Origin of the sequence: Oxynema aestuarii AP17, assembly GCF_012295525.1 — a bacterium.
GTDB classification, from domain to species: Bacteria; Cyanobacteriota; Cyanobacteriia; order Cyanobacteriales; family Laspinemataceae; genus Oxynema; species Oxynema aestuarii.
In genome coordinates, this window is record NZ_CP051167.1 from 5,992,259 (window position 1) to 6,011,144 (window position 18,886).

General features: G+C 52.4%; 18 protein-coding genes. 6 read left to right on the top strand and 12 right to left on the bottom strand.

Annotated elements, in window-relative coordinates; translation table 11 throughout:
* Positions 1 to 555 precede the first annotated feature (555 nt).
* From HCG48_RS23935 to HCG48_RS23950, 5 genes are all read left to right on the top strand, one after another.
* Positions 556 to 1,830 (top strand): tetratricopeptide repeat protein, encoded by a 1,275-nt coding sequence (locus HCG48_RS23935; protein WP_168571419.1) that lies wholly within the window; start codon positions 556 to 558, stop codon positions 1,828 to 1,830.
* A gap of 182 nt (positions 1,831 to 2,012) precedes the next feature.
* A complete protein-coding gene (locus tag HCG48_RS23940) occupies positions 2,013 to 3,491 on the top strand; it encodes an aminotransferase class I/II-fold pyridoxal phosphate-dependent enzyme (protein WP_168571420.1) in 1,479 nt (492 codons plus the stop codon).
* Between the two features lie 102 nt (positions 3,492 to 3,593).
* Positions 3,594 to 4,196, top strand: coding sequence for a precorrin-6Y C5,15-methyltransferase subunit CbiT (gene cbiT / locus HCG48_RS23945; protein ID WP_168571421.1), 603 nt, complete (start codon positions 3,594 to 3,596; stop codon positions 4,194 to 4,196).
* Between the two features lie 18 nt (positions 4,197 to 4,214).
* Entirely contained in the window at positions 4,215 to 4,340 is a 126-nt protein-coding gene (locus tag HCG48_RS26635; RefSeq protein ID WP_281362050.1) for a hypothetical protein, read from the top strand.
* A 254-nt stretch (positions 4,341 to 4,594) separates the two neighbouring features.
* Positions 4,595 to 5,473, top strand: coding sequence for a phosphatidate cytidylyltransferase (locus HCG48_RS23950; RefSeq protein ID WP_168571422.1), 879 nt, complete (start codon positions 4,595 to 4,597; stop codon positions 5,471 to 5,473).
* A 98-nt stretch (positions 5,474 to 5,571) separates the two neighbouring features.
* Here the strand turns inward: HCG48_RS23950 and plsY are convergent, their stop codons facing one another.
* From plsY to HCG48_RS23995, 9 genes are all read right to left on the bottom strand, one after another.
* Positions 5,572 to 6,258 (bottom strand): glycerol-3-phosphate 1-O-acyltransferase PlsY, encoded by a 687-nt coding sequence (gene plsY / locus HCG48_RS23955; RefSeq protein ID WP_168571423.1) that lies wholly within the window; start codon positions 6,256 to 6,258, stop codon positions 5,572 to 5,574.
* 55 nt (positions 6,259 to 6,313) lie between these two features.
* The gene (locus tag HCG48_RS23960; RefSeq protein WP_168571424.1) at positions 6,314 to 7,558 is read right to left on the bottom strand and encodes a DUF3086 domain-containing protein; all 1,245 of its coding nucleotides are present in this window, start codon (positions 7,556 to 7,558) and stop codon (positions 6,314 to 6,316) included.
* A gap of 99 nt (positions 7,559 to 7,657) precedes the next feature.
* Positions 7,658 to 8,044 (bottom strand): DUF3119 family protein, encoded by a 387-nt coding sequence (locus tag HCG48_RS23965; protein WP_210437123.1) that lies wholly within the window; start codon positions 8,042 to 8,044, stop codon positions 7,658 to 7,660.
* 194 nt (positions 8,045 to 8,238) lie between these two features.
* Positions 8,239 to 9,030 (bottom strand): MlaE family lipid ABC transporter permease subunit, encoded by a 792-nt coding sequence (locus tag HCG48_RS23970; protein WP_168571425.1) that lies wholly within the window; start codon positions 9,028 to 9,030, stop codon positions 8,239 to 8,241.
* 87 nt (positions 9,031 to 9,117) lie between these two features.
* On the bottom strand, positions 9,118 to 10,344 hold the full coding sequence (locus tag HCG48_RS23975; protein WP_168571426.1) for an RNA-guided endonuclease InsQ/TnpB family protein: 1,227 nt from the start codon (positions 10,342 to 10,344) through the stop codon (positions 9,118 to 9,120).
* Between the two features lie 67 nt (positions 10,345 to 10,411).
* Positions 10,412 to 11,437, bottom strand: a complete 1,026-nt coding sequence (locus HCG48_RS23980) for a DEAD/DEAH box helicase family protein (protein WP_168571427.1) — start codon at positions 11,435 to 11,437, stop codon at positions 10,412 to 10,414.
* A 129-nt stretch (positions 11,438 to 11,566) separates the two neighbouring features.
* Positions 11,567 to 12,157, bottom strand: a complete 591-nt coding sequence (locus HCG48_RS23985; RefSeq protein ID WP_320415754.1) for a DNA phosphorothioation-associated protein 4 — start codon at positions 12,155 to 12,157, stop codon at positions 11,567 to 11,569.
* Positions 12,158 to 12,174: 17 nt separating this feature from the next.
* Entirely contained in the window at positions 12,175 to 13,113 is a 939-nt protein-coding gene (locus HCG48_RS23990; protein WP_168571428.1) for a hypothetical protein, read from the bottom strand.
* Between the two features lie 186 nt (positions 13,114 to 13,299).
* Positions 13,300 to 13,962, bottom strand: coding sequence for a hypothetical protein (locus HCG48_RS23995; protein ID WP_168571429.1), 663 nt, complete (start codon positions 13,960 to 13,962; stop codon positions 13,300 to 13,302).
* A gap of 153 nt (positions 13,963 to 14,115) precedes the next feature.
* On the opposite strand from HCG48_RS23995, the gene HCG48_RS24000 reads away from it, so the two are divergent.
* Positions 14,116 to 15,813, top strand: a complete 1,698-nt coding sequence (locus HCG48_RS24000; protein WP_168571430.1) for an alpha/beta hydrolase — start codon at positions 14,116 to 14,118, stop codon at positions 15,811 to 15,813.
* On the opposite strand, the gene HCG48_RS24005 is transcribed toward HCG48_RS24000, so the two are convergent.
* From HCG48_RS24005 to HCG48_RS24015, 3 genes are all read right to left on the bottom strand, one after another.
* Positions 15,766 to 17,259, bottom strand: a complete 1,494-nt coding sequence (locus tag HCG48_RS24005) for a site-2 protease family protein (RefSeq protein WP_168571431.1) — start codon at positions 17,257 to 17,259, stop codon at positions 15,766 to 15,768. The two genes, HCG48_RS24000 and HCG48_RS24005, sit on opposite strands and share 48 nt — an antisense overlap.
* Positions 17,260 to 17,292: 33 nt before the next feature.
* Positions 17,293 to 18,231 (bottom strand): N-acetylmuramic acid 6-phosphate etherase, encoded by a 939-nt coding sequence (murQ, locus tag HCG48_RS24010; protein ID WP_168571432.1) that lies wholly within the window; start codon positions 18,229 to 18,231, stop codon positions 17,293 to 17,295.
* A gap of 191 nt (positions 18,232 to 18,422) precedes the next feature.
* A complete protein-coding gene (locus HCG48_RS24015) occupies positions 18,423 to 18,803 on the bottom strand; it encodes a DUF3110 domain-containing protein (RefSeq protein ID WP_168571433.1) in 381 nt (126 codons plus the stop codon).
* Positions 18,804 to 18,886: the final 83 nt, after the last annotated feature.

Below are 18,886 nucleotides of genomic sequence, written 5' to 3' on the forward strand. Positions count from 1 at the left end.
ATCTTTCCTCGATCGTCCTACCCACTGGCTACCGATCCACGTTATCATAAATCCCATGAAGATATTGAAGTTTAAGTTATACAGCCACAAGCACAATAGGCACCTCAAGCGGTCAATTAATGCGGCTGGGGTTTTTTATAACCATTGCATTGCTCTCCATAAACCGTACTAGCGTATGGGGGGTAAGCACTTGAACTGTGCAAAACTTCAGTCTCATCTGGTCAAGTTGCGAAAGCGTAATCCCTGCTGGAAATGGGTTGGCTCTCAGGCGGTGCAGGAAAGCTGTCAACGTATTGAGAAAGCCGATGGATGGTTCTTCAAGCCTCATAAAAAAGGAGTTAGATCCCCCGGATTTAAGAAGGTTAAAAAGTACAATTCCTGCACCCTGAAGCAAGCTGGATACAAGTTTCTAGGCGGTAATCGGGTCAAGATTGAGAATCGAGTCGATCGGTTTTGGAACTCCAGAGAAATAGAAGGGGTGAAACTGTCTTGAAGAGTCACAATTTGTTTCAATTTGCGTTTTTCTGGCATGATTTAGCCCATTTTGCCAAATTTATGTACAAATTACCCCCGATTTTGACAAAAACCCGTTTTCAACGGTTTACAGGCTGTTTTGGTTTCGCTCAGATTCCCATTAGTCTGCTGGCGATCGCCCTATGGAGTGGGGCGCCCGCCCCGGTTGGCGCCCGTTCGGAAACGACGGAAGCACCGCCGATTCCGGCGACGGAGTCTTCGGAAATGGCGCCGGATCCCCTGTTGCCCAATCCTCCTGAAGACGGTGTATTGCCTCCAGAACGCCGTCAATCTCTGGAATTGGCGTTGGATCGCCTCAATGCGGAAGCGTTGGCTCAATTGGCGGCGGGAAATGGGAAAGAGGCGTTTAAATTGTGGAATCGGGAATTACGGTTGCGTCGCTATCTCGGCCCGATCGCCGAAGTGCAGGCGTTGAGTCGGGTGGGGGCGATCGCGTGGCAACAGGAGGAGTTAACTCAAGTCGAAATTGTCGAGACCCGCTTGGAGGCGATTCACCAGGAGTTTTGTCCGGGGGGTCAGTTATGCGATTTGGCGCTTTTGCGGGAGTTGGGAGGAGCATTCGAGCAGGTGCGATCGCGGGATCTCGCTATTCGCGTCTACAGCAAACTGTTGGGTAATGCCCGTCAACGGGAAGATATTGAGGAAATTAAGCTTAATTTAGAAAAAATTGGACAATTACAGGTAGAAAATCTCGACTATCGAGCTGCCGCTCCCTATTACGAAGAATTGCTTGCTCATGCGACAGCACGAAACGATCGCGAGGCTCAAATCGGTTATATCGAGCGCTTGATTTTCGTGTACGCCCAAGGACGCGATCGCGAACGGGCGATCGTCATGCGCCAACAACTGATCGCCCACTATTTAAACGTGCAGGATTTACGCAAAGTTCCGCAGTTGAAAGTGGCGGTGGGCGTCAATTACCAACTGCTGGGCAAACTGCCGGAGGCGATCGAAAATTACCGCGAAGCTTATACGATGGCTTGGTCGCTCCAACAATTCCAAGTGGCTCGCGAAGCCCTGCAACAATTGGCGGACTTGTATTATTCTTTAGAGAAAGTTGATGAAGCGTTGCAAGTTTACGAGGCGATGTTAGTTGTCGATCGCCGCGCCACCAATCTTTACGGATTGATGGAGAGTTTCGATCGCATCGGCCAAATTCAGCGCGATCGTGGGGCCTATCCGGAAGCGCTCGCCGCCTTCCAAAGCGCTTTAGAATTGGCTCAACGCCTCGATGCCCCCACGGATCGATTCAGCCGCCAAATCGAGGAAATCGTCCGCCAATCTGCTCAACAATAAGCGGCGACGGGCTAAAAATTTGAGTTTAATTTTAGAATTGATGGGTTACACTTTTCGGCGATCGGGTTGGGTGGCGCTCAGGGGTTGGCGATCGCTGCCGAAGGATGCGTACACCACAGCCTGTTGAGTGGCAATCTAAAATCTAAAACCTAAAACCTAAAATCTAAAATCTAAAATTCCTCGTGTCATCTACCCACAATCCTAAAAAAGCTCCCATTCTCGAAACCCTGCAAGCGTGTACTCAGCGTTGTCATGCGCCGTTTTATACCCCCGGTCACAAGCACGGGCGGGGAATGCCGCAGGAGTTGACGGCGTGGCTGGGGTTGCCCGTATTTCAGGCGGACTTGCCGGAATTGCCGGAACTCGATAATTTGTTTTCGCCCCAAAGTGTGATTCAAGAAGCCCAGGAGTTGGCGGCAGAAACATTTGGAGCCGATCGCACCTGGTTTTTAGTGAATGGGTCTACCAGTGGTATTGTGGCGGCGATTTTGGCGACTTGCAGCAGTGGGGACAAAATCATTTTGCCGCGCACGGTCCACCGTTCGGTGATTTCCGGTTTAATCCTTTCCGGGGCGATGCCGATTTTTATCAATCCGGAATACGATCCCGTGTGGGATCTGGCGTGGGGGATGGGGCCAGAGGCCGTGGAAGGGGCGTTAAACGAGCATCCGGACGCTAAAGCCGTGATGGTGGTTTATCCAACCTATCAGGGGGTTTGTAGTGACATCGAGGCGATCGCCCGTGTTTGCCGCGATCGCGACGTTCTCCTGTTGGCCGACGAAGCCCACGGACCTCATTTTACCTTTCATCGAGACTTGCCGATGGCGGCGTTGGCGGCGGGGGCGGATGTCAGCGTGCAGTCGATCCACAAAGTCCTCGGGGCGTTGACCCAAGCTTCGATGGTACACGTAAAAGGCGATCGCCTCGATCCGGACCGCCTCAGTGCGAGTTTGCAACTGCTGACATCGAGTAGTCCGAGTTACTTGCTGTTGGCGTCCCTGGATGCGGCGCGGCGACAGATGGCCCTCGACGGCGAGGCGCTGATGGAGGAGACGTTAAGATTAGGGCGATCGGCCCAAGCGCAAATTGCGGCGATTCCCGGGTTGAGGGTGTTGGACGGGCCGAGTGCGCCGACCTCGGGATTTACGGCACGCGATCGCACCCGCATCGTCGTCAACGTCAGCGAGTTGGGATTGAGCGGTTACGAAGCGGACGAGCTTCTCGACGAAAAATTCGGCGTAGTTTGCGAATTGCCGTTACCGAAAACGGTGACTTTTATCGTCAGTTTGGGCAATACTCAAACCGATATCGATCGCCTCGTAGCGGGATTGGAGGGGTTAGCTCGGCAGTTTCGACGGGAGGGCGCCTGTGGTGGCGATCGCCCCCCCCTCGCCTTTCCCGAATTGTCCCCGAAACCGTTGTGCCTGTCTCCACGGGATGCCTTTTTTGCTCCGGTGGAAACGATTCGCGCGATCGATGCCGTCAACCGCATCAGTGCGGAGTTGGTCTGTCCCTATCCGCCTGGAATTCCGATTTTGATGCCCGGAGAGGCGATTTGTGCAGCCGCGATCGATTACTTGCACGCCGTCAAGACCCGAGGAGCCCTGCTCACCGGATGTAGCGATCCGAGCTTTCAAACCGTGCAAGTCGTGCAAGAGTAGGGAAGATGAGTGAAAAGTGAAAAGTGAAAAGTTACTCTTCACTCACTATTCACTATTCACTTTTTAGCTCCGTATCGAAATTTTTCAACTGCTGTAACGATTATGCCTTCTACTTTGTGGCCCTACATGACCCCTGGAATTCCCGACCATTTGTTCGAGCGACTGCCGGGAATTCCGATGAGCAAGCGCGAAATCCGCGTCTTGTTACTCTCCCACCTGAGATTGATGCCGGATTCGGTGTTGTGGGATATCGGCGCGGGAACGGGGACGATTCCGGTAGAAGCTGGGTTGAGTTGTCCTCAAGGGCGAATTGTGGCCGTAGAACGGGATGAGGAAGTAGCGGCACTGATTCGCAAAAACTGCGATCGCTTCGAGGTGACCAATGTGGAAGTGATCGAAGGCAGTGCGCCGGAATGTCTCGCCGAGTTGACGACTCGACCCGATCGCGTTTGCATCGAAGGGGGGCGATCGATTTCCACGATTCTCAAAGAAGTCTGGCCCTATCTCAATTCCGGCGGTCGCGTCGTCGCTACTGCCGCCAATTTAGAAAATCTCTACAGCATTTCCGAAAGTTTCGCGCAGTTGCACGTGCGAAATGTCGAAGTCGTGCAATCGTCGATCAATCGCTTGGAAACGCGCGGCACCCATCAAACTTTTGCCGCCGTGGATCCGATTTTTATCCTGAGTGGAGAAAAGCTCGACTGAAGTCGGTGCGAGACTCCGATGGCTTTTGGCTCGACCGTTTCCCTCCCCGACGGGGAAGGTTCCACGGTCGAGGACGACTCGAAACCCGTGGCGTTAGGAAGGCGATGCCAACGATCGCGGCATCGAACCCCTGAATTGGCTTGAGGGAGTTCGTGTATCCCCGCCGTCAAACATTGCTCGTCTGGACGACTCGCCCATTTTTGCATTTTTGAGGACGGGGTTTTATAGCTCCCTCAATCTCCCTGGTTCGGATAAAATTAAGCTTCGGTTAACTCCGATTTTCGCTACGGTTAATAGAGTAAGCCGGATGGGTCAGTCTGGCTCCCCGTGCTTGCTTAGCTGGCTTGTTCTATTCGATCGCCTAACTCAACGCCAACTCTACTCGAACAACCCTTTTTATGCCTTGGTCCCGGATTCTCAGTACGATTGTCGCTAGCCCCCTCGCTTTAGGGGCGATTTGGCTGGGGGGTTGGTACTACACCCTCGGTTTTGCCATCCTCGTTTACCTCGCCCATCGCGAATATCTCAATTTAGTTCGCGCCAAGGGAATTATCCCGGCAGGGAAAACGAGTCTATTTTTAACGATTTGTCTGGTCTGCTGCGCCAATATCAACCCGCAGTTTGCCGATGCACTCTTGCCTCTGGCTGGAACGTTTATCTGTTTTTATTTATTGTTCAAACCGAAAATGGCGACGATCGCCGATTTGGCGGCCTCCATTCTCGGTTTGTTTTATATCGGCTATTTACCCAGTTTTTGGGTCCGTCTGCGATCGCTCGGGCGCAGTCTGACCCTCAACGATTCCGTGTTTCCTTTCCCGGAAACCTGGCAGTTGGGCGCCGACGGGGTGCGCCACCTCTCGGAAGGCTTGACCCTGACCTTAATCGCGTTCGGCTGTATTGTCGCCGCCGATATCGGCGCCTACGTGTTCGGGAGATGTTTCGGTCGCACGCCGTTGTCCGATATCAGTCCCAAGAAAACCGTAGAAGGGGCGATCTTCGGCATCGCTAGCAGTGTGGCGGTGGCGACTGCCGGAGGCTGGTATATCCACTGGCCTGCATGGCCGGAAACGGGGGTCGCCTTGGGGCTGTTAATCGGGATTGCCAGTTTGCTCGGGGATTTAACCGAGTCGTTGATGAAGCGCGATGCCGGGGTGAAAGATTCGGGACAGTTGATTCCCGGTCACGGCGGCATTCTCGATCGCGCCGACAGTTACGTGTTTACCGCGCCGATCGTTTATTATTTCGCGACCTTAGTGCTGCCGTTGTTACGAGGTTGAGCGTTTGCCCCTGGCGGGGATTGACCCCGGTGCGATCGCCGGACATCGAGGCGGCCCGAGGGTCGCCCGATTGACTTGATTCTCGATGGGCGAATCGCTTAAGACGGTTGGCTTTGGGAGTCCGGCGCGACGAGCTTTTCGCCGATGCGCGGTTCGGTTCCGGCGAGCAAGCGCTCGATGTTGGTGCGATGCCGCCAGATCACGTACAGCCCTCCGACGATCGCAAAGACACAGTAGGGCGCGGGTTCTCCGAATAACACCATCAAGCCGGATACGGCGATCGCTCCGGCGATCGAACTGAGGGAGACAATTCGGGAAATAGCGACAAAGACCGCAAATACGCCCAAGGTTCCCAAGCCGACGGGCCAAGACATCGCCAGCAAGACGCCGAGGCTGCTGGCGACTGCTTTTCCGCCTTGGAAGCCGAGCCAGACCGATTTACTATGACCGATTAAGGCGGCAAAAGCGGCGATCGTACTCATCCAGGGCAACCACTGGTCCGCGTCGGCGGTCGGCGGTACGAACGGGGCGATCGCCTCCCAACCGTAGACGGCGCGCACGAGGGCGATCGCGGCGGCTCCTTTTAAAATATCCACGAGTAATACGGCGATCGCCGGACCTTTGCCGATCGTTCTGAGCACGTTGGTGGCTCCGGTCGAACCCGATCCCTCTTGTCGCAAATCGATCCCTTTGAGCAGTTTGCCGACGAGGTACCCGGTCGGAATCGAGCCGAGTAAGTAGCCCGCCAGCCATAATCCAGCATTAAGTGTCAGCCAAGCAATCATGTTTTTTGTGTTTTGTCAACTGTATTCAAGGAGTTGGGGGAGTGGAGAATAAGGATTAAAACTGCCCTCCCGGCATTTCTGGATCCGGGGCGAATGCCAGCCATAAAGGAAATTGCAACAGTGCCAAACTGATGCTGTTTTCCGTTTCGTCGATCGCGATGAATGGTAATTGACCTTGTTTGACCAGGCGATCGGCTCTTTGTGCTAGCACTTCGGGTTCTTCAAATAAAATCACCCCGCGTTCCGGTCCGAAATCCCCGCGCGAAATGCCCAGACAATCTTGCAGACCGCGCCGCCATTCCCCCAGGCGTTCGGGACTGTTGGCTAAAATTAACGTCCGAAAACGGTTCCCGTAAAGGGTTTTGAGGACCGACATCGCCGCCGAAGCGATCAAGATATTTTGCAGGCGAGAACCCATCGTGCGGATCGCACCGCGTCCCCCTTGCACGAAAAACCAATCGGAGAGGCGATCGGCATGAATCGGCTCGAAGGTTCGCCGCAACTGCCATGCAGGCCCGTAGTAATCGGGCATGGTGCGATATTGGTCGAGCAGTTGGCGAATTTGCTTGACCCGATCTTGAAACCGTTGTTTGGCAAATTTCGGGGCGGCGATCCGTTCGGGGGGTTCCGGGGTCGGACTTGGGGGGGCGCTTCGTTGTCCTTGCCAATTGGGCGCTTGGCTCAATTCCAATTGTTCGGCGGCGGTGGCTAAATCTTGCAAGCTGCCGACTAAATATTCTTTAAATCCTTGGACGCGAATCGCTAAATCTTGGGAAACTCCGGCGAAGCTGGTTTTCATTTCTTCGCGGATGCGTTCTTGTCGCCGTTCGAGTTGCTCGACGGTAATTTGTAGGTTGTGTTTGCGCTGTTCGAGTTCGCTGAGGGACTCTTGAATCAGGCGTCCCATCGCCCCTTGAGTTTGGGTGAGTTGGTCTTGCAGTAGTTGGGCGCGGCTGTCTTGCAGTTGGGCGATTTCTTCTTGAAGGGCGCGGTGTTGGGCTTCAAGCTGGGCAATGCGATCGCCCCACTGCGCGGCGATCGCCTCTTCTGTCGGGGCGCTTTCCGGTTCTGCCGGGGGTTCGGTGTCGCTGGCGGTGTCGGTGTCGGCTTCTTCCTCGGCGGCGCTTGCGGCGGCGATCGCCTCTGAAGCGTCTGTTTCTGGCGCGGATTCCTGTTCTGGCGCGGGTTCTGCCTCGGTGGGCGTTTCCGCGATCGCCGGATCCTCGTCGGTCGTTTGCTCTTTCGTAGCTTCCCCTTGGGGGTCTAAGGCTTCTGGATTGTGGATATCGTCCGAACTCATAGCAAGTACAGTCTCATTTTCAAGCTTTTTTAGCGTACCAGTCAGCCCGAATTCTCCGCGATCGGGCGATCGGGCGATCGCCTGTGGTTTCAACGGGATTTAGCGATAAGGACAGCGCTGTTCCAAGCAATTTTGCAAGGTTTTCGGGTCGAACAAGACCGGGACGAAGTGAATGCTATTGATTTCCTTGAAATAGAGCAGAATCGGCACGGGCGGCCAAAAAATCCGCCAATTTTCCCACTCCCGATAGGGAAAGCGCCGAATCCGCTTCTCTCCGCGATAGATATCCAGGTCGGTCGCGGTAAATTCTAAGCGCAAGGTCGCCGCCTGCAGCAGTAGAAAGATCGAAAAAGCCAGGATGACAAAGCCGATCCACAGGTTGAGTAAGGCGACGGGAATCGAGCCGATTAAAATGGCTAAGGGTAAGACGTAACTGGGTTCGAGTCGAACGGTTTGGGTCGGTTGTAAGCCAGAACTGGTGGTCACGAGATTAAAGCCCTCCCGAATTGGTGATACGATACGAGTGAATCTGAAAGCGCTAATTTTATAGCAGTTCTCAATAGAGTCGTGTTGAGTTGCACTTGAGTTGAGGATAACGATCTCGGTGGATTTCCGTACCCCGGGAAGGGGCGATCGCCTCTAATCGCCTCTATTTTAGAAGGTCGATCGACGGGTCTCAACTACAAGCCGCCTCCCTGACCCATTCCTTGGAACATCAGCCAGGAAAGGAAGAAATTCGCAATAAAAATCGCGAGTAAGGAGGTGACGACGGCGGTGGTGGTGGATTGTCCGACGCCTTTCGCTCCGCCTGTGGTGGTCAAGCCCCAGCTACAGCCGATCGTGGCAATTAAACCGCCAAAAAATAAGCCTTTAATTCCGGCGCTGAGGATATCCCAAATATCTAAAAAGTTGCGAATCGATTCGAGAAACATGGTTTGCGACAAGCTGTAGAGATTGGTGGCGATGAACAGCCCGCCGACTAGACCCGTGACTAGAGAAAACAAGGTCAAGATCGGCAACATGATGCAACAAGCGAGAAAACGCGGAATCACGAGGTAATCGATCGGATCGGTTTTGAGGATGTAGAGGGCGTCAATTTGTTCGGTCACTTGCATGGTACCGAGCTCGGCGGCGAAGGCGGAACCGACGCGACCCGCGAGGATGACGGCGGTCAGGACGGGGGCGAGTTCTCTGGCGAGGGCGATCGCGAGGACCCCACCCACCGCACTCCCGGCGCCGAAGTTAATGAATTCTCGCGACACTTGGATGGTGAAGACCATCCCGACGAAGGCGGCGGTAATTAGGGCGATCAGCAGGGAGTCCGGACCGACGGCGGCGAGTTGTTCGAGGGTGTTGCGACGGTGGATTTTGCCGGAGAGTAGGTGATAGATGACTTGACCGCCGAGCATGATCGCGGCGAACGATCGCCGCATCCATTGGGTCAAGCTGGATTGAGATTTCTTTTTATTCAAGGCGACGCCGAACGTACAATGTTGAATTGTAGCGAATTGAATTGACTCATCTGCAATAATTTTTTTGAGTGAACTACCGCTATTGAATCAAAGATTACAATAGCGGCTTCCCTCTTCACTGGGGACTGCGCTAGATAGAACTGAAGTTCTACCACCTCGTCTTAGATCCCCTCCAAGGGCAGTAGAGCGAGTTCCTAACTCTAATATCCGTAAGCCTTCATTTTTGAGATTGATGGCCGCATTGATATCCCTGTCATGATGAGTTTGGCAATGTTCGCAAGTCCAGCTTCTCACATCGAGAGGTAAGGTTTTGACTTGATTGAGGCATACATGGCAGGTTTTAGAAGAAGGAAACAATCGATCGACTTCTAGATCAACTTTTCCTTCTGATTCAGCCTTGTACTTTAACATCGTACAAAACATCCCCCAACCGACATCACTAATCGCTTTGGCGAGTTGGTGATGGCGAACCATGCCTATCCCCCCTTTAGTTCCCCCCTTATTAAGGGGGGTTAGGGGGGATTCGACCACAATCACTTGGTTTTCGTTCACTATCTTACGGGATAGCTTGTGGAGAAAATCTTCACGACAGCGACTTATTTTGGTGTGAATCTTAGCAACTTTTACCCGCGATTTATTGCGGTTGTTGCTGCCTTTCCTTTTTCGAGCGTGTTTTTGCTGTTTTCTTTTTAGGTTTCGCGCGTGTTTATCAAAATGCTTGGGATTATTATATTTCGACCCCTCACTGGTCATCGCAAAATCGGTCAGCCCTAAATCAATGCCAATTGCTTTTCCTTCAGTTGAGAGGAGGGGAGGTTCTTTTTTACCCTCTACCAAAACTGAAGCATAATATTTACCATCTGGATTTTTGGAGAGGGTTACAGTTTTGATTTTTCCCTCAAAACTTCGATGCTGACGACAACGCACTAACCCAACTTTAGGCAGTTTGATGTAGTTTCCCTCAAACTTAACATTTTGAGGATAACTGATAGATTGCCTTCCCTGCTTGGATTTGAATCGGGGTAATTTTGCCCGTTTCTCAAAGAAGTTTCGATACGCGGTCGATAAGTTCAACGCCACGACTTGCAAGCATTGGGAATAGACATCTTCTTTAAGCCAAGGGTATTCCTTTTTGAGGGCAGGTAATAATCCCTGAAGATAACCCCTCGATAGACCTTTCCCGGTCGATTGATAAGTCTCTTGGCACAAATTTAACGCATAGTTCCAATACCAACGACAGCAACCAAAGCTCTTGGCTAAAGTCGCTTGTTGCTTGTGGGTTGGATAGATGCGGTATTTGTACGCCTTGAACATTATCGCCGATATAGCCAGATGATAAGATTATAACTGATTTGCCGAAGAGTCGCTTTCATCCCCCGATTCACCTTCGGTAGAATCGGGGAATTCCCGCTCCCATTGTTAAACAAGTTGCGATGCGATATAGCTGTTTAGTCCATCGATCTAAAAGATCTGTGCCGATAGTAGTAATGATAACTGAATCAATTGCATTCAACTCGACAAGTTTTTTTAAAATTTCTAATGCAGTTCGCGTTTTCCCGGTTCCTGTTGCCATTTCTAAAACACCGTGACAGTGGTCTAGAAATATTTCAATTGCTTCGCTTTGGTGTCGCCAAGTATTCTGTTTTTTAGATGATTTTAAATTATAATTATCCCGAGCTTCAGATACCGAAAACTGATTGAATGTTACCTCATATCTTTCCTCAGTCGGTGGGCGATCGGGTGCCATTCTCAGCAGCGATCGCCGCGCGGCTTCCGGAAATTCAATAACTTCTACATTGTCAGTTCTATTATTCCAGAGGCGATCGAAGTCTTCAACTTTTCGTAAAACTCTCGATCGCACTTCTGAAGACCAAGAGCAAAAAACATCGATACATTCAAAATTGGCAATTAAACCGGAAGAGCTTTCATTCGCAGAACCAGTAAAAGCAACACTGTTATTGTTTCGATCTGTAAAAATTCCCAGTTTTTCATGATAAATTCCATAACCATTGACAGCTTTGGTAATCGCTAATTTGATTTCGAGAATATCTCGTGCTAACAACCAAGCCAAACAAGCCAGACGATCGCCTACAATCTTTTCAAATTCTCGATCGAGTTCTCTCGCGATCGCCCGCGCAATAATTTCTTCGCGTTGTTGCAATCCCATCGCGATCGCGTGAGTATCTTCTGAAGATAACTTCGGAGACGTAATTAATTGCATTTTACCGCCCGAACGAATTAAAGCCGTCAACCCTTTGGCGGCAATTGCCATCGAACTGCTTGAAAAAAAACCGACGGCGCGTCGATAAAGTATTGCTTTTGCCAAGCAAGGGATGTAAAAATCGTCAATCAAATTATCGCGATCGCTCCGATAATCTTCTTTAAGGTCTAACTCAGCTAAATTCAACTCGGATACTCCTCCTGTTGAGGCGATCGGTCACCGCGCCAATTGAGTGAGATTAGAGCAAGCTCTAGTTGCACGAAAATGACCGATAAAAGCCTTGTAAAAATCTACAATTTATTCCTTGAGATCGAGCTACAAAAATCGACTTAAATCGAACTCTTTTTGTCCGTGTTCGTCTTCCTTAAAACGTTCTCCAATCAACAACAACGCTAACTTGTCGGAATAATCGATCGCCCCGCGCAGTTCCTCACGCAAGACCTCCAAACCTCCATTGGCGTATTCCTCGAAAATCTGACCGCGTTGAGCTTCCGCATTCGGATCCGTGGGTGAAATAATATTGGGGTTGCCGAGTTCGACGATCGCCAGTAACTTGAAGAGAAAATCATAGCCGCGCGAAATGAAAATTTCCGTCGGAATGGGGGAGGGTTCGCGCTTCGCCGCTTGTTGTACCGGGATCCGTTGGTGTCGCTTGGCGCCTAACGCCGCCGCAAAAGCTAACACGTCAGCATAAGTGGAAAAAGGCCCCTCTTTATTGTCGTCGTCGGTGAGGGCTTTGACTAATTCGGCTTTATCTTTCGCCACTTTAACGCGATAGGAACCCATGAGGATCGAAATCGGGCTGAACCGAAGGGCAGATGCAATAATAATATATTTACCATATTTGCCGTGATTGAGCATAAAATAGAGCGATCGCCTGTTTTGGCGATCGCTCCGATATTGCAACTCTCCTTTAGTTCGACCTAACTCGATATGCGATACACGGCCACATCATCAACGATAAACTCCGTAGCCCACTGACCGTCATTACTGCCGAGAGAGAAGAAAACGTAATCTAAATCCTGAAATTCCAGCCCGTAAGCTTTGTATGTCGCTACTGCACTTTGCGACCCCGCCCGATAGGCGAGAATATCGCTCGCTTTGAGGTCGTCTACCCCCGGACTGGCATAATAACTAATCGATCCGTCCTCATTAAATGCCATTCCTAGGGTCCACCAACCCCCGCGCGTGTGGCGGCGATCGCTCGCAAAAGCATCCTCCCCTTTTTCATTCGCCCGAACTACAAACTGATAGGATTGTTCCCCAGCTTTATTGTTAAACCAAATCCAAATTCCCGGCCAATAATTCTCGCTTTTGCCATTTTTTTCGCCCGTCGCCCCGACGCGAAAACCGATGTGATACCCTTGGCGATTTTCCCATTCACTTAATGGCGGTACGTAAATCCGGGTGACGACACTAACTCCCTTACCTTTTGCTAAATTAACACTCTGATTTCCCGGACGCAGTAACAAGTCATCTTGCTGCAATGTTCCTCGGGTTACATTGGGGGTCCCGCAGTCTTTAGTCGCCAATCTCAACGCATATTGACTGCCCGGTATACCGCCAGAAGGGGTGGGAACTTGTTCGACAATATCCGGTTGTCCGCGTACTTGCCCTTCATGCCATTTATTATTCGTGGACTGACCGAAAGGAGCATTTTTGGCGGGGATTTCGTTGACCCAGCCGGAACCGGGATTGTGGTAGCGATTGTAAACTTTGGGGGCGTTATAAGTGTAACTCCAGTTACGGTCTTCAAAATTGTCACTAAATGAATCTACACGGGTACCCGTTCCGGGCGGTAAATTAACGCTGCTGGCAGGAACAAAGGCGATTAAGGCCAGAAAATTTGCGATCCAATTCATAAGATTTTCGTGGAGAAAGTAGGGCGGACATTTTGACTGCTTCGGTTCACCTTTAAGCGCTAGACGATCGCCCCTCATTTTAAGGGTTAATTATTTGAGAGTTAAGAAGACGATCGCCCGCTCGTTTTTCAGGAAAGTTCGGGAAATTAGTCATCGGAAAATGGCTGTAAGATCGGCGATCGCCCGTCAATTACAATAATCTTGATAGCCCTCGATATAACCCATAATAATATCTACGGCTTCAGGGCGCATATCTGTCTCGAAGGGATACTTTTTGAGGGCGGTATCGACCCCTTGATAAACGCCGCACCAGCGTTCGACACGATCCATTTCTTCCTGGGCGCGCACGAGACTTCTAACCAGAAAAATTGAGAGGGATTTCGGTTGTTTGTCGATCGCCGCTTCCACCAGATTTAAAGCGTCGGTTTGCATGACTTCGCCTTCACCACCGATCGCTTTCATGGTGAAATAATCGTCCATTGCCAATAAATAACCGAGGGCAAAGGTTTCCTCCGCCGTCAAATCGGCGATCGCCAATTCCGAGGTGGGGCGATCGTGCCGTTCGGCGACATATTCCAAATATTGACGGGCGTTGTAGGTCGTTTCAAATTGCCAGCCGAGAGCATTGACGATCGCCGCTCGCACGTCGTGAGGGACATCCGGGTCGCTCAACGCCGCCATCACGCGATCGTCGAGTTTGGCTTCCGACGCATGACGGACGATTTCCACGTCTTCATAGGCTTGCCAAAAACGGGTACTGGTCAGGGGACTGTCGGCGCGGGCGACTGGGGCGACGATCGCGATCGAAGCGACGGCGGCGATCGCCGGAAAATAAGGATTAAACTGCATATAGAAAGATAGACAACAGCACGATTAACTTTATTCTGGCACGAGGCTAGCGGTCAGGAGTGGGGAGTTGCAAGAGAAACCGTCAGAATTGTCGCTCTTGTTTTCGATCTGTTCCCTGCATCTAAAATCTACAATCTAAAATCTACAATCCAAATGCATCTCCAGCGCCTTAGTGTATTTTTCAGTATCTTCTTACTGACTCTCGGACTGGTCGGGTCATTTGTATTGAATCCGATCGCCGAAATTGACTCGGAAGCGTTAAGTATTTCCCGGGATTCCCAGGGTCAGTTAATCGGTCGCTTATACGTTCCGAAAAACACGCCGCCACCGTATCCCGTGGCGGTTCTGATGCACGGGGTTAACGCCTACAAGCAAATGATGGCGCCGTTGGGGGTGGAACTGGCGCGGGGGGGAATGGCGGCGATCGCCCTCGATTTTGGCGGGTCTGGGGAGTCTTATCGGATCGAGGAGGAGAAGGTCGAGGAGACGGAGGATCGGCAACTGGCGGACGCCCGGGCGGTGGTGGATTACCTGCGCGATCGCGGCGATCGGTTCGATCGCGATCGCATTGCGGTGGTGGGACATTCTCTCGGGGGCAGGATTGCCCTCAAATTGGGGAAATACGATCCCGAAATTGCCGCGACGGTGGTTTTGGGAATGGGAGGAGAGGCGACGCCAAAGATGCCGAAAAACTTATTTTTAGGGGTGGGATTGTACGAACAACTCAATCCGCCGTCGGAGGCGATCGCCCTGTTGCAACAAGCAGCGCCACAGAATTATGCGGTTTGTATCAATTCCGAGCGTATTTGCGGGAATTTCGAGCAGGGAACCGCCCGGGCGTTGGAAATTTCGCCGAGTACGGACCATATCGGCGAACCGTTCGATCCTTATTTAATTCGAGGGGTTACGCAGTGGTTGCAGCAGGCGTTCGGTGTGTCGCAACCGTTGGGATTTCCGAAAGCGCCGCCCTTGATTGTCTGTTTTTTGGCGATATTTAGCGGTGGAGTGGCTTTGGGAACCCACTTATTTTGGCGGACGGGGTTACCCGTGCGATTGCCGGAAATTCGGGAGATTTATCGTTATTGCGTTTCTTGGCTGCTGGGGTTGGTGATGGCGCTACAGTGGGGGTTGGCGTTATTAGAGGTGGCGCCGAGGTCGGGGGCTGGGAATATGGTGGGGTTTGGCTACATGCTGTTACTGACGAGCAATTACGCGATCGCCCGCAATCGCGCGATCGCCCGTTGTTTTGGGGTTCCTTTGCTCTATCTGGGACTGCTGGCGATCGCCTTTATCGCCCCGGCGCTGATGAATGGCTTACCGCAAGCGTTCGCCAATCCCGATTATCTGCTCGCTTTACCCCTATTTTTAATCCAGTGGCCGTTATTCTGGCTTTACAACGGCTTGCTGAAGGTGAAACTCTTGTTTTTCCCGATTTACAGCTTCGGTTTGCAACCGAGTTGGCTATTGGTTCTGCTCGTCACGATCGAGTTATTGTGGCCGGGAATAACCTTGACAAAATTTGAAAAATGTGCTTCGTGGGCGATCGCTTTAATGCGGCGTCCCTTGACCTTTACGGGGATGGGACGCTGGAACCGCCGTCAGGGGGCGATCGTCTTGGGGTTATCCGTGGTGTTGATGCTGGCGGTGTACTGGCGGCTCTCCGATGGGTTGCTGGCGATCGCGGCAGGTCAACTGTATGTGACCGTGTATTTGGTGGGACAGATGCTGTTTTTGCCCCTATCGATCCTGGCGATCGCGGTGCGATCGCGCCCGTTCCAAGCGATGGAAGGGCGGATCGTCGCCCTAACTACCGATACCCAAACGTCCGGCCAAACCGGGGGTGAGGGGTAACAAAGTAGCGATCGTCAGGAACAAAGCGAGTAGGGCTAAAGCTGCCCGGGCGTCGTCCGGTTCGGTGATGTCGTTCAAACTGGGACGTTCTAAACCGCGTTGCAAGAAGAAGATCAGCACGGCCCAATAGAGGGCGAGGGGATTGGCAAACGAGGCGATCGCCAGAAAAATTAAGGTGGCGATCGTCGTGCGTCCCGCCATTCTACGACCGTAGACCGCTTGGATGATGCGCCCGCCGTCCAACTGTCCCGCAGGTAAGAGGTTAATCGCGGTAATTACCAACCCCAGCCAACCGATGACGGCGAGGGGATGAACGGCGACGAGTTGCTGTTCGAGTTGGGACCCGAGGACGACCTTCGCCAACGTCCCGACTAAAATTGAGCCTTTGAAAAACTCCGAGGGGACTTGAAATAAACTGCCTTCTCCGGAGAGGCTAAAACCGATTAAGAGCATGGCGAGGGAGACCAAACCGCCCGCCGCCGGTCCGGCAAAAGCCACGTCAAATAAGACACTGCGGTTCGGTAAGAGGGACTCGAACCGATCGATCGCCCCAAACGAGCCAATTTGCCATGTAGGGATTAAAAACGGCCAACTGAGGCGCACGTCGTGCCGTTTGGCCCAGACCCGGTGACCGATTTCGTGGGCGAGGAGGACGCCCCAAATTCCGGCGGCGAGGGGCAGTACTTCCCCGAAGCGATCGAGATGGCTATATAAATCGAAGCCGAGGAATAAACCGCCCGTTTCGCAACTGGTTAAAATCGTCGCCACCAGTAAAATTCCGGCGAGGGCTTTTTGTCCGGTACTCAGGGGTTGGGGGTCGTTTTCCTGGGGTAGGACGATGACCACGGGCTTGTCTTCCGGATCGCAGACCAGGAAGAGGCGGTAGCGATCGCCGAGACGGTCGTGGAGGCTTTTAGAGAGGCGCTGGCGGGATTCTTCCGGGTCGCCGCGCAAATTGCCTCTAAAAATGGCTCCTTGTTGGTAGGGAATGGTTTCGGTCGAGAAGAAGGTGTCGATTCCGAAGATTCCTTGAATTTTTTGTAGGTCTTCTTGAGGGATGGGAACGAATTCCGGTGGGGCGATCGTGGAATCGCCGCCCTCCTTGGCGGCTTCCCCAGGGTCCGAAGCCTCTTGCTGTTGCAGGCGTTGCGCGGCCCGTTCTCGCAACAGGGTTTCCTGTCCTTCGGCGCGTAACTTTTTGCCGAGGAAGATATAAATCCCAGCCGATCCGATCACGAGGAAGAGAATCCCGACCAGATTGAGGTAAATCCCCGCCGCAAATAGCCCGAAAAAGAGTAGCCACGGCGCCATGAGGACGACGGACTGCAACCACGCCAAGATCCCCAATTTTCCGAAGGATCGGGCGCGATAATATCCCCATCCCAAGACTCCCAAGGCGAGGAAGACAATCGCGATCGTCGCCACGTTTTCTGTTGCAATATTCATGCTGTCGTTGTAATCGTGCAGACGATTTTAATTCTACGATTTAGTATTATCGGACGTTTGAGAGTCGCGATCGCGGTAACTGTCGATCGCCGCTCGCAGTTGACCGTGATGTTCGGCGAGGAGGGTTTCGCTGCTGTCGCGATCGAGTCCGGTCCAGTGCATGATTAAGGCCAATTTGACCGATCGCCCGCTCTTTTCGAGCAAATAGCCCGCCTCATCGCGGTTTAATCCGGTCAGGTCGCGCAGAATCCGCAAGGCGCGATCGTGTAACTTGCTGTTGGTCACGGCAACATCGACCATGCGATTGCCGTAAACCTTACCCAGCTTGACCATCACTCCCGTCGAAATAATATTTAAGGCCATTTTGGTAACCGTTCCCGCTTTTAAGCGCGTCGAACCCGCCAAAATCTCCGGTCCGACAATCAGGCGAATGTCGATATCGACTTCTACGGGAACTTGCGAGACGGGTACGCAGGCGATCAGGGCCGTGGTTGCCCCGCGCCGCCGCGCCGCTTGGATCGCCCCTTGTACGTAAGGGGTCGTCCCCCCGGCGGTAATGCCGATCAGCATATCCAATTCGGTGACGTGACGACGGGCGATCTCCTGTTCGCCATCTTCGGCCCGGTCTTCGAGGTCTTCCGAACTGCGGATTAACGCTCCGGCGCCTCCGGCAATAATGCCCTGAACCAGTTCGGGAGGGGTGCAGAAGGTCGGCGGACATTCTGCCGCGTCTAACACGCCCAAACGACCACTGGTTCCGGCGCCGATATAAAATAAGCGACCGCCGCGCCCTAAAGCGTGGGCCGCGCGATCGATCGCCCGGGCCAGAGATTCGCGCGCCCCGGCGATCGCGTCTAGGGTTTTTTGGTCTTCTCGATTGAATAAATCGACTAATTCTAGGGAACTGAGGCGATCGAGATTCGCACTCGAAGGATTGATTTGTTCGGTCAGTAAATGTCCGCGTTCTTCCATGTTTTGGGGGAGTAAGGAGTAGTGCGGGCCTCTGGCCCGCTTGGAATACGGGCCTCTGGCCCGCTTTGGGTAGGCGGTTAGATCTCGGAGTTGACTGTAGCGCCGAGCATCTTGAGGGCTGTTAGTAGGGTTCGATCTACTTTACGCTGTCACTCTCAAATGTGAAATTTCAAATCTCAAATCTCAAATCCTCACAACAAGCCTTCTAACTGTCGGCGGATGCGGTCGAGATCGTCGGAAGAGATCTCCGTCTCGTCTGTGGCTGGGGTCTGTTGGGGTTGGTCGGCTTTCCAGTCCGTATCCTCGATATTGGTTTCTGGAGGGACGGCTAATTCCCCTTCGGGGATTAACTTGCAATCGTAATCCGCCTCGTTACAAAAGGCTTCCACCTCCTCCGAGTCGATTTCCTCGGCAACCGGGGCGGGAAAGTCTTGTGCTTCTAACATCAAGGCGTAACGGGTGGCGTCGTCTTCCGACTCGAACATCAGAACTGTATTGCGATCGCCGATCTGCAAGGTATGGATCCCTTCGTTTTCAGTGCGTGGATTGAAGAGTAAAACGTAAACTCGCATAGTTGGAAAGCGGTAATTTTTTGGGTTTTAGGGTTTCAAGTGATTCGAGGCGATCGCGCCGTCGTTTCTTGACTGCTTTGTCG

Coding starts and splice junctions, on each gene's coding strand:
- HCG48_RS23935 (WP_168571419.1), top strand. CDS start 556: ATGTACAAATTACCCCCGATTTTGACAAAAACCCGTTTTCAACGGTTT.
- cbiT (WP_168571421.1), top strand. CDS start 3,594: ATGCCTTCTACTTTGTGGCCCTACATGACCCCTGGAATTCCCGACCAT.
- HCG48_RS26635 (WP_281362050.1), top strand. CDS start 4,215: ATGGCTTTTGGCTCGACCGTTTCCCTCCCCGACGGGGAAGGTTCCACG.
- HCG48_RS23950 (WP_168571422.1), top strand. CDS start 4,595: ATGCCTTGGTCCCGGATTCTCAGTACGATTGTCGCTAGCCCCCTCGCT.
- plsY (WP_168571423.1), bottom strand. CDS start 6,258: ATGATTGCTTGGCTGACACTTAATGCTGGATTATGGCTGGCGGGCTAC.
- HCG48_RS23960 (WP_168571424.1), bottom strand. CDS start 7,558: ATGAGTTCGGACGATATCCACAATCCAGAAGCCTTAGACCCCCAAGGG.
- HCG48_RS23975 (WP_168571426.1), bottom strand. CDS start 10,344: ATGTTCAAGGCGTACAAATACCGCATCTATCCAACCCACAAGCAACAA.
- HCG48_RS23990 (WP_168571428.1), bottom strand. CDS start 13,113: ATGAATTGGATCGCAAATTTTCTGGCCTTAATCGCCTTTGTTCCTGCC.
- HCG48_RS23995 (WP_168571429.1), bottom strand. CDS start 13,962: ATGCAGTTTAATCCTTATTTTCCGGCGATCGCCGCCGTCGCTTCGATC.
- HCG48_RS24000 (WP_168571430.1), top strand. CDS start 14,116: ATGCATCTCCAGCGCCTTAGTGTATTTTTCAGTATCTTCTTACTGACT.
- HCG48_RS24005 (WP_168571431.1), bottom strand. CDS start 17,259: ATGAATATTGCAACAGAAAACGTGGCGACGATCGCGATTGTCTTCCTC.
- murQ (WP_168571432.1), bottom strand. CDS start 18,231: ATGGAAGAACGCGGACATTTACTGACCGAACAAATCAATCCTTCGAGT.
- HCG48_RS24015 (WP_168571433.1), bottom strand. CDS start 18,803: ATGCGAGTTTACGTTTTACTCTTCAATCCACGCACTGAAAACGAAGGG.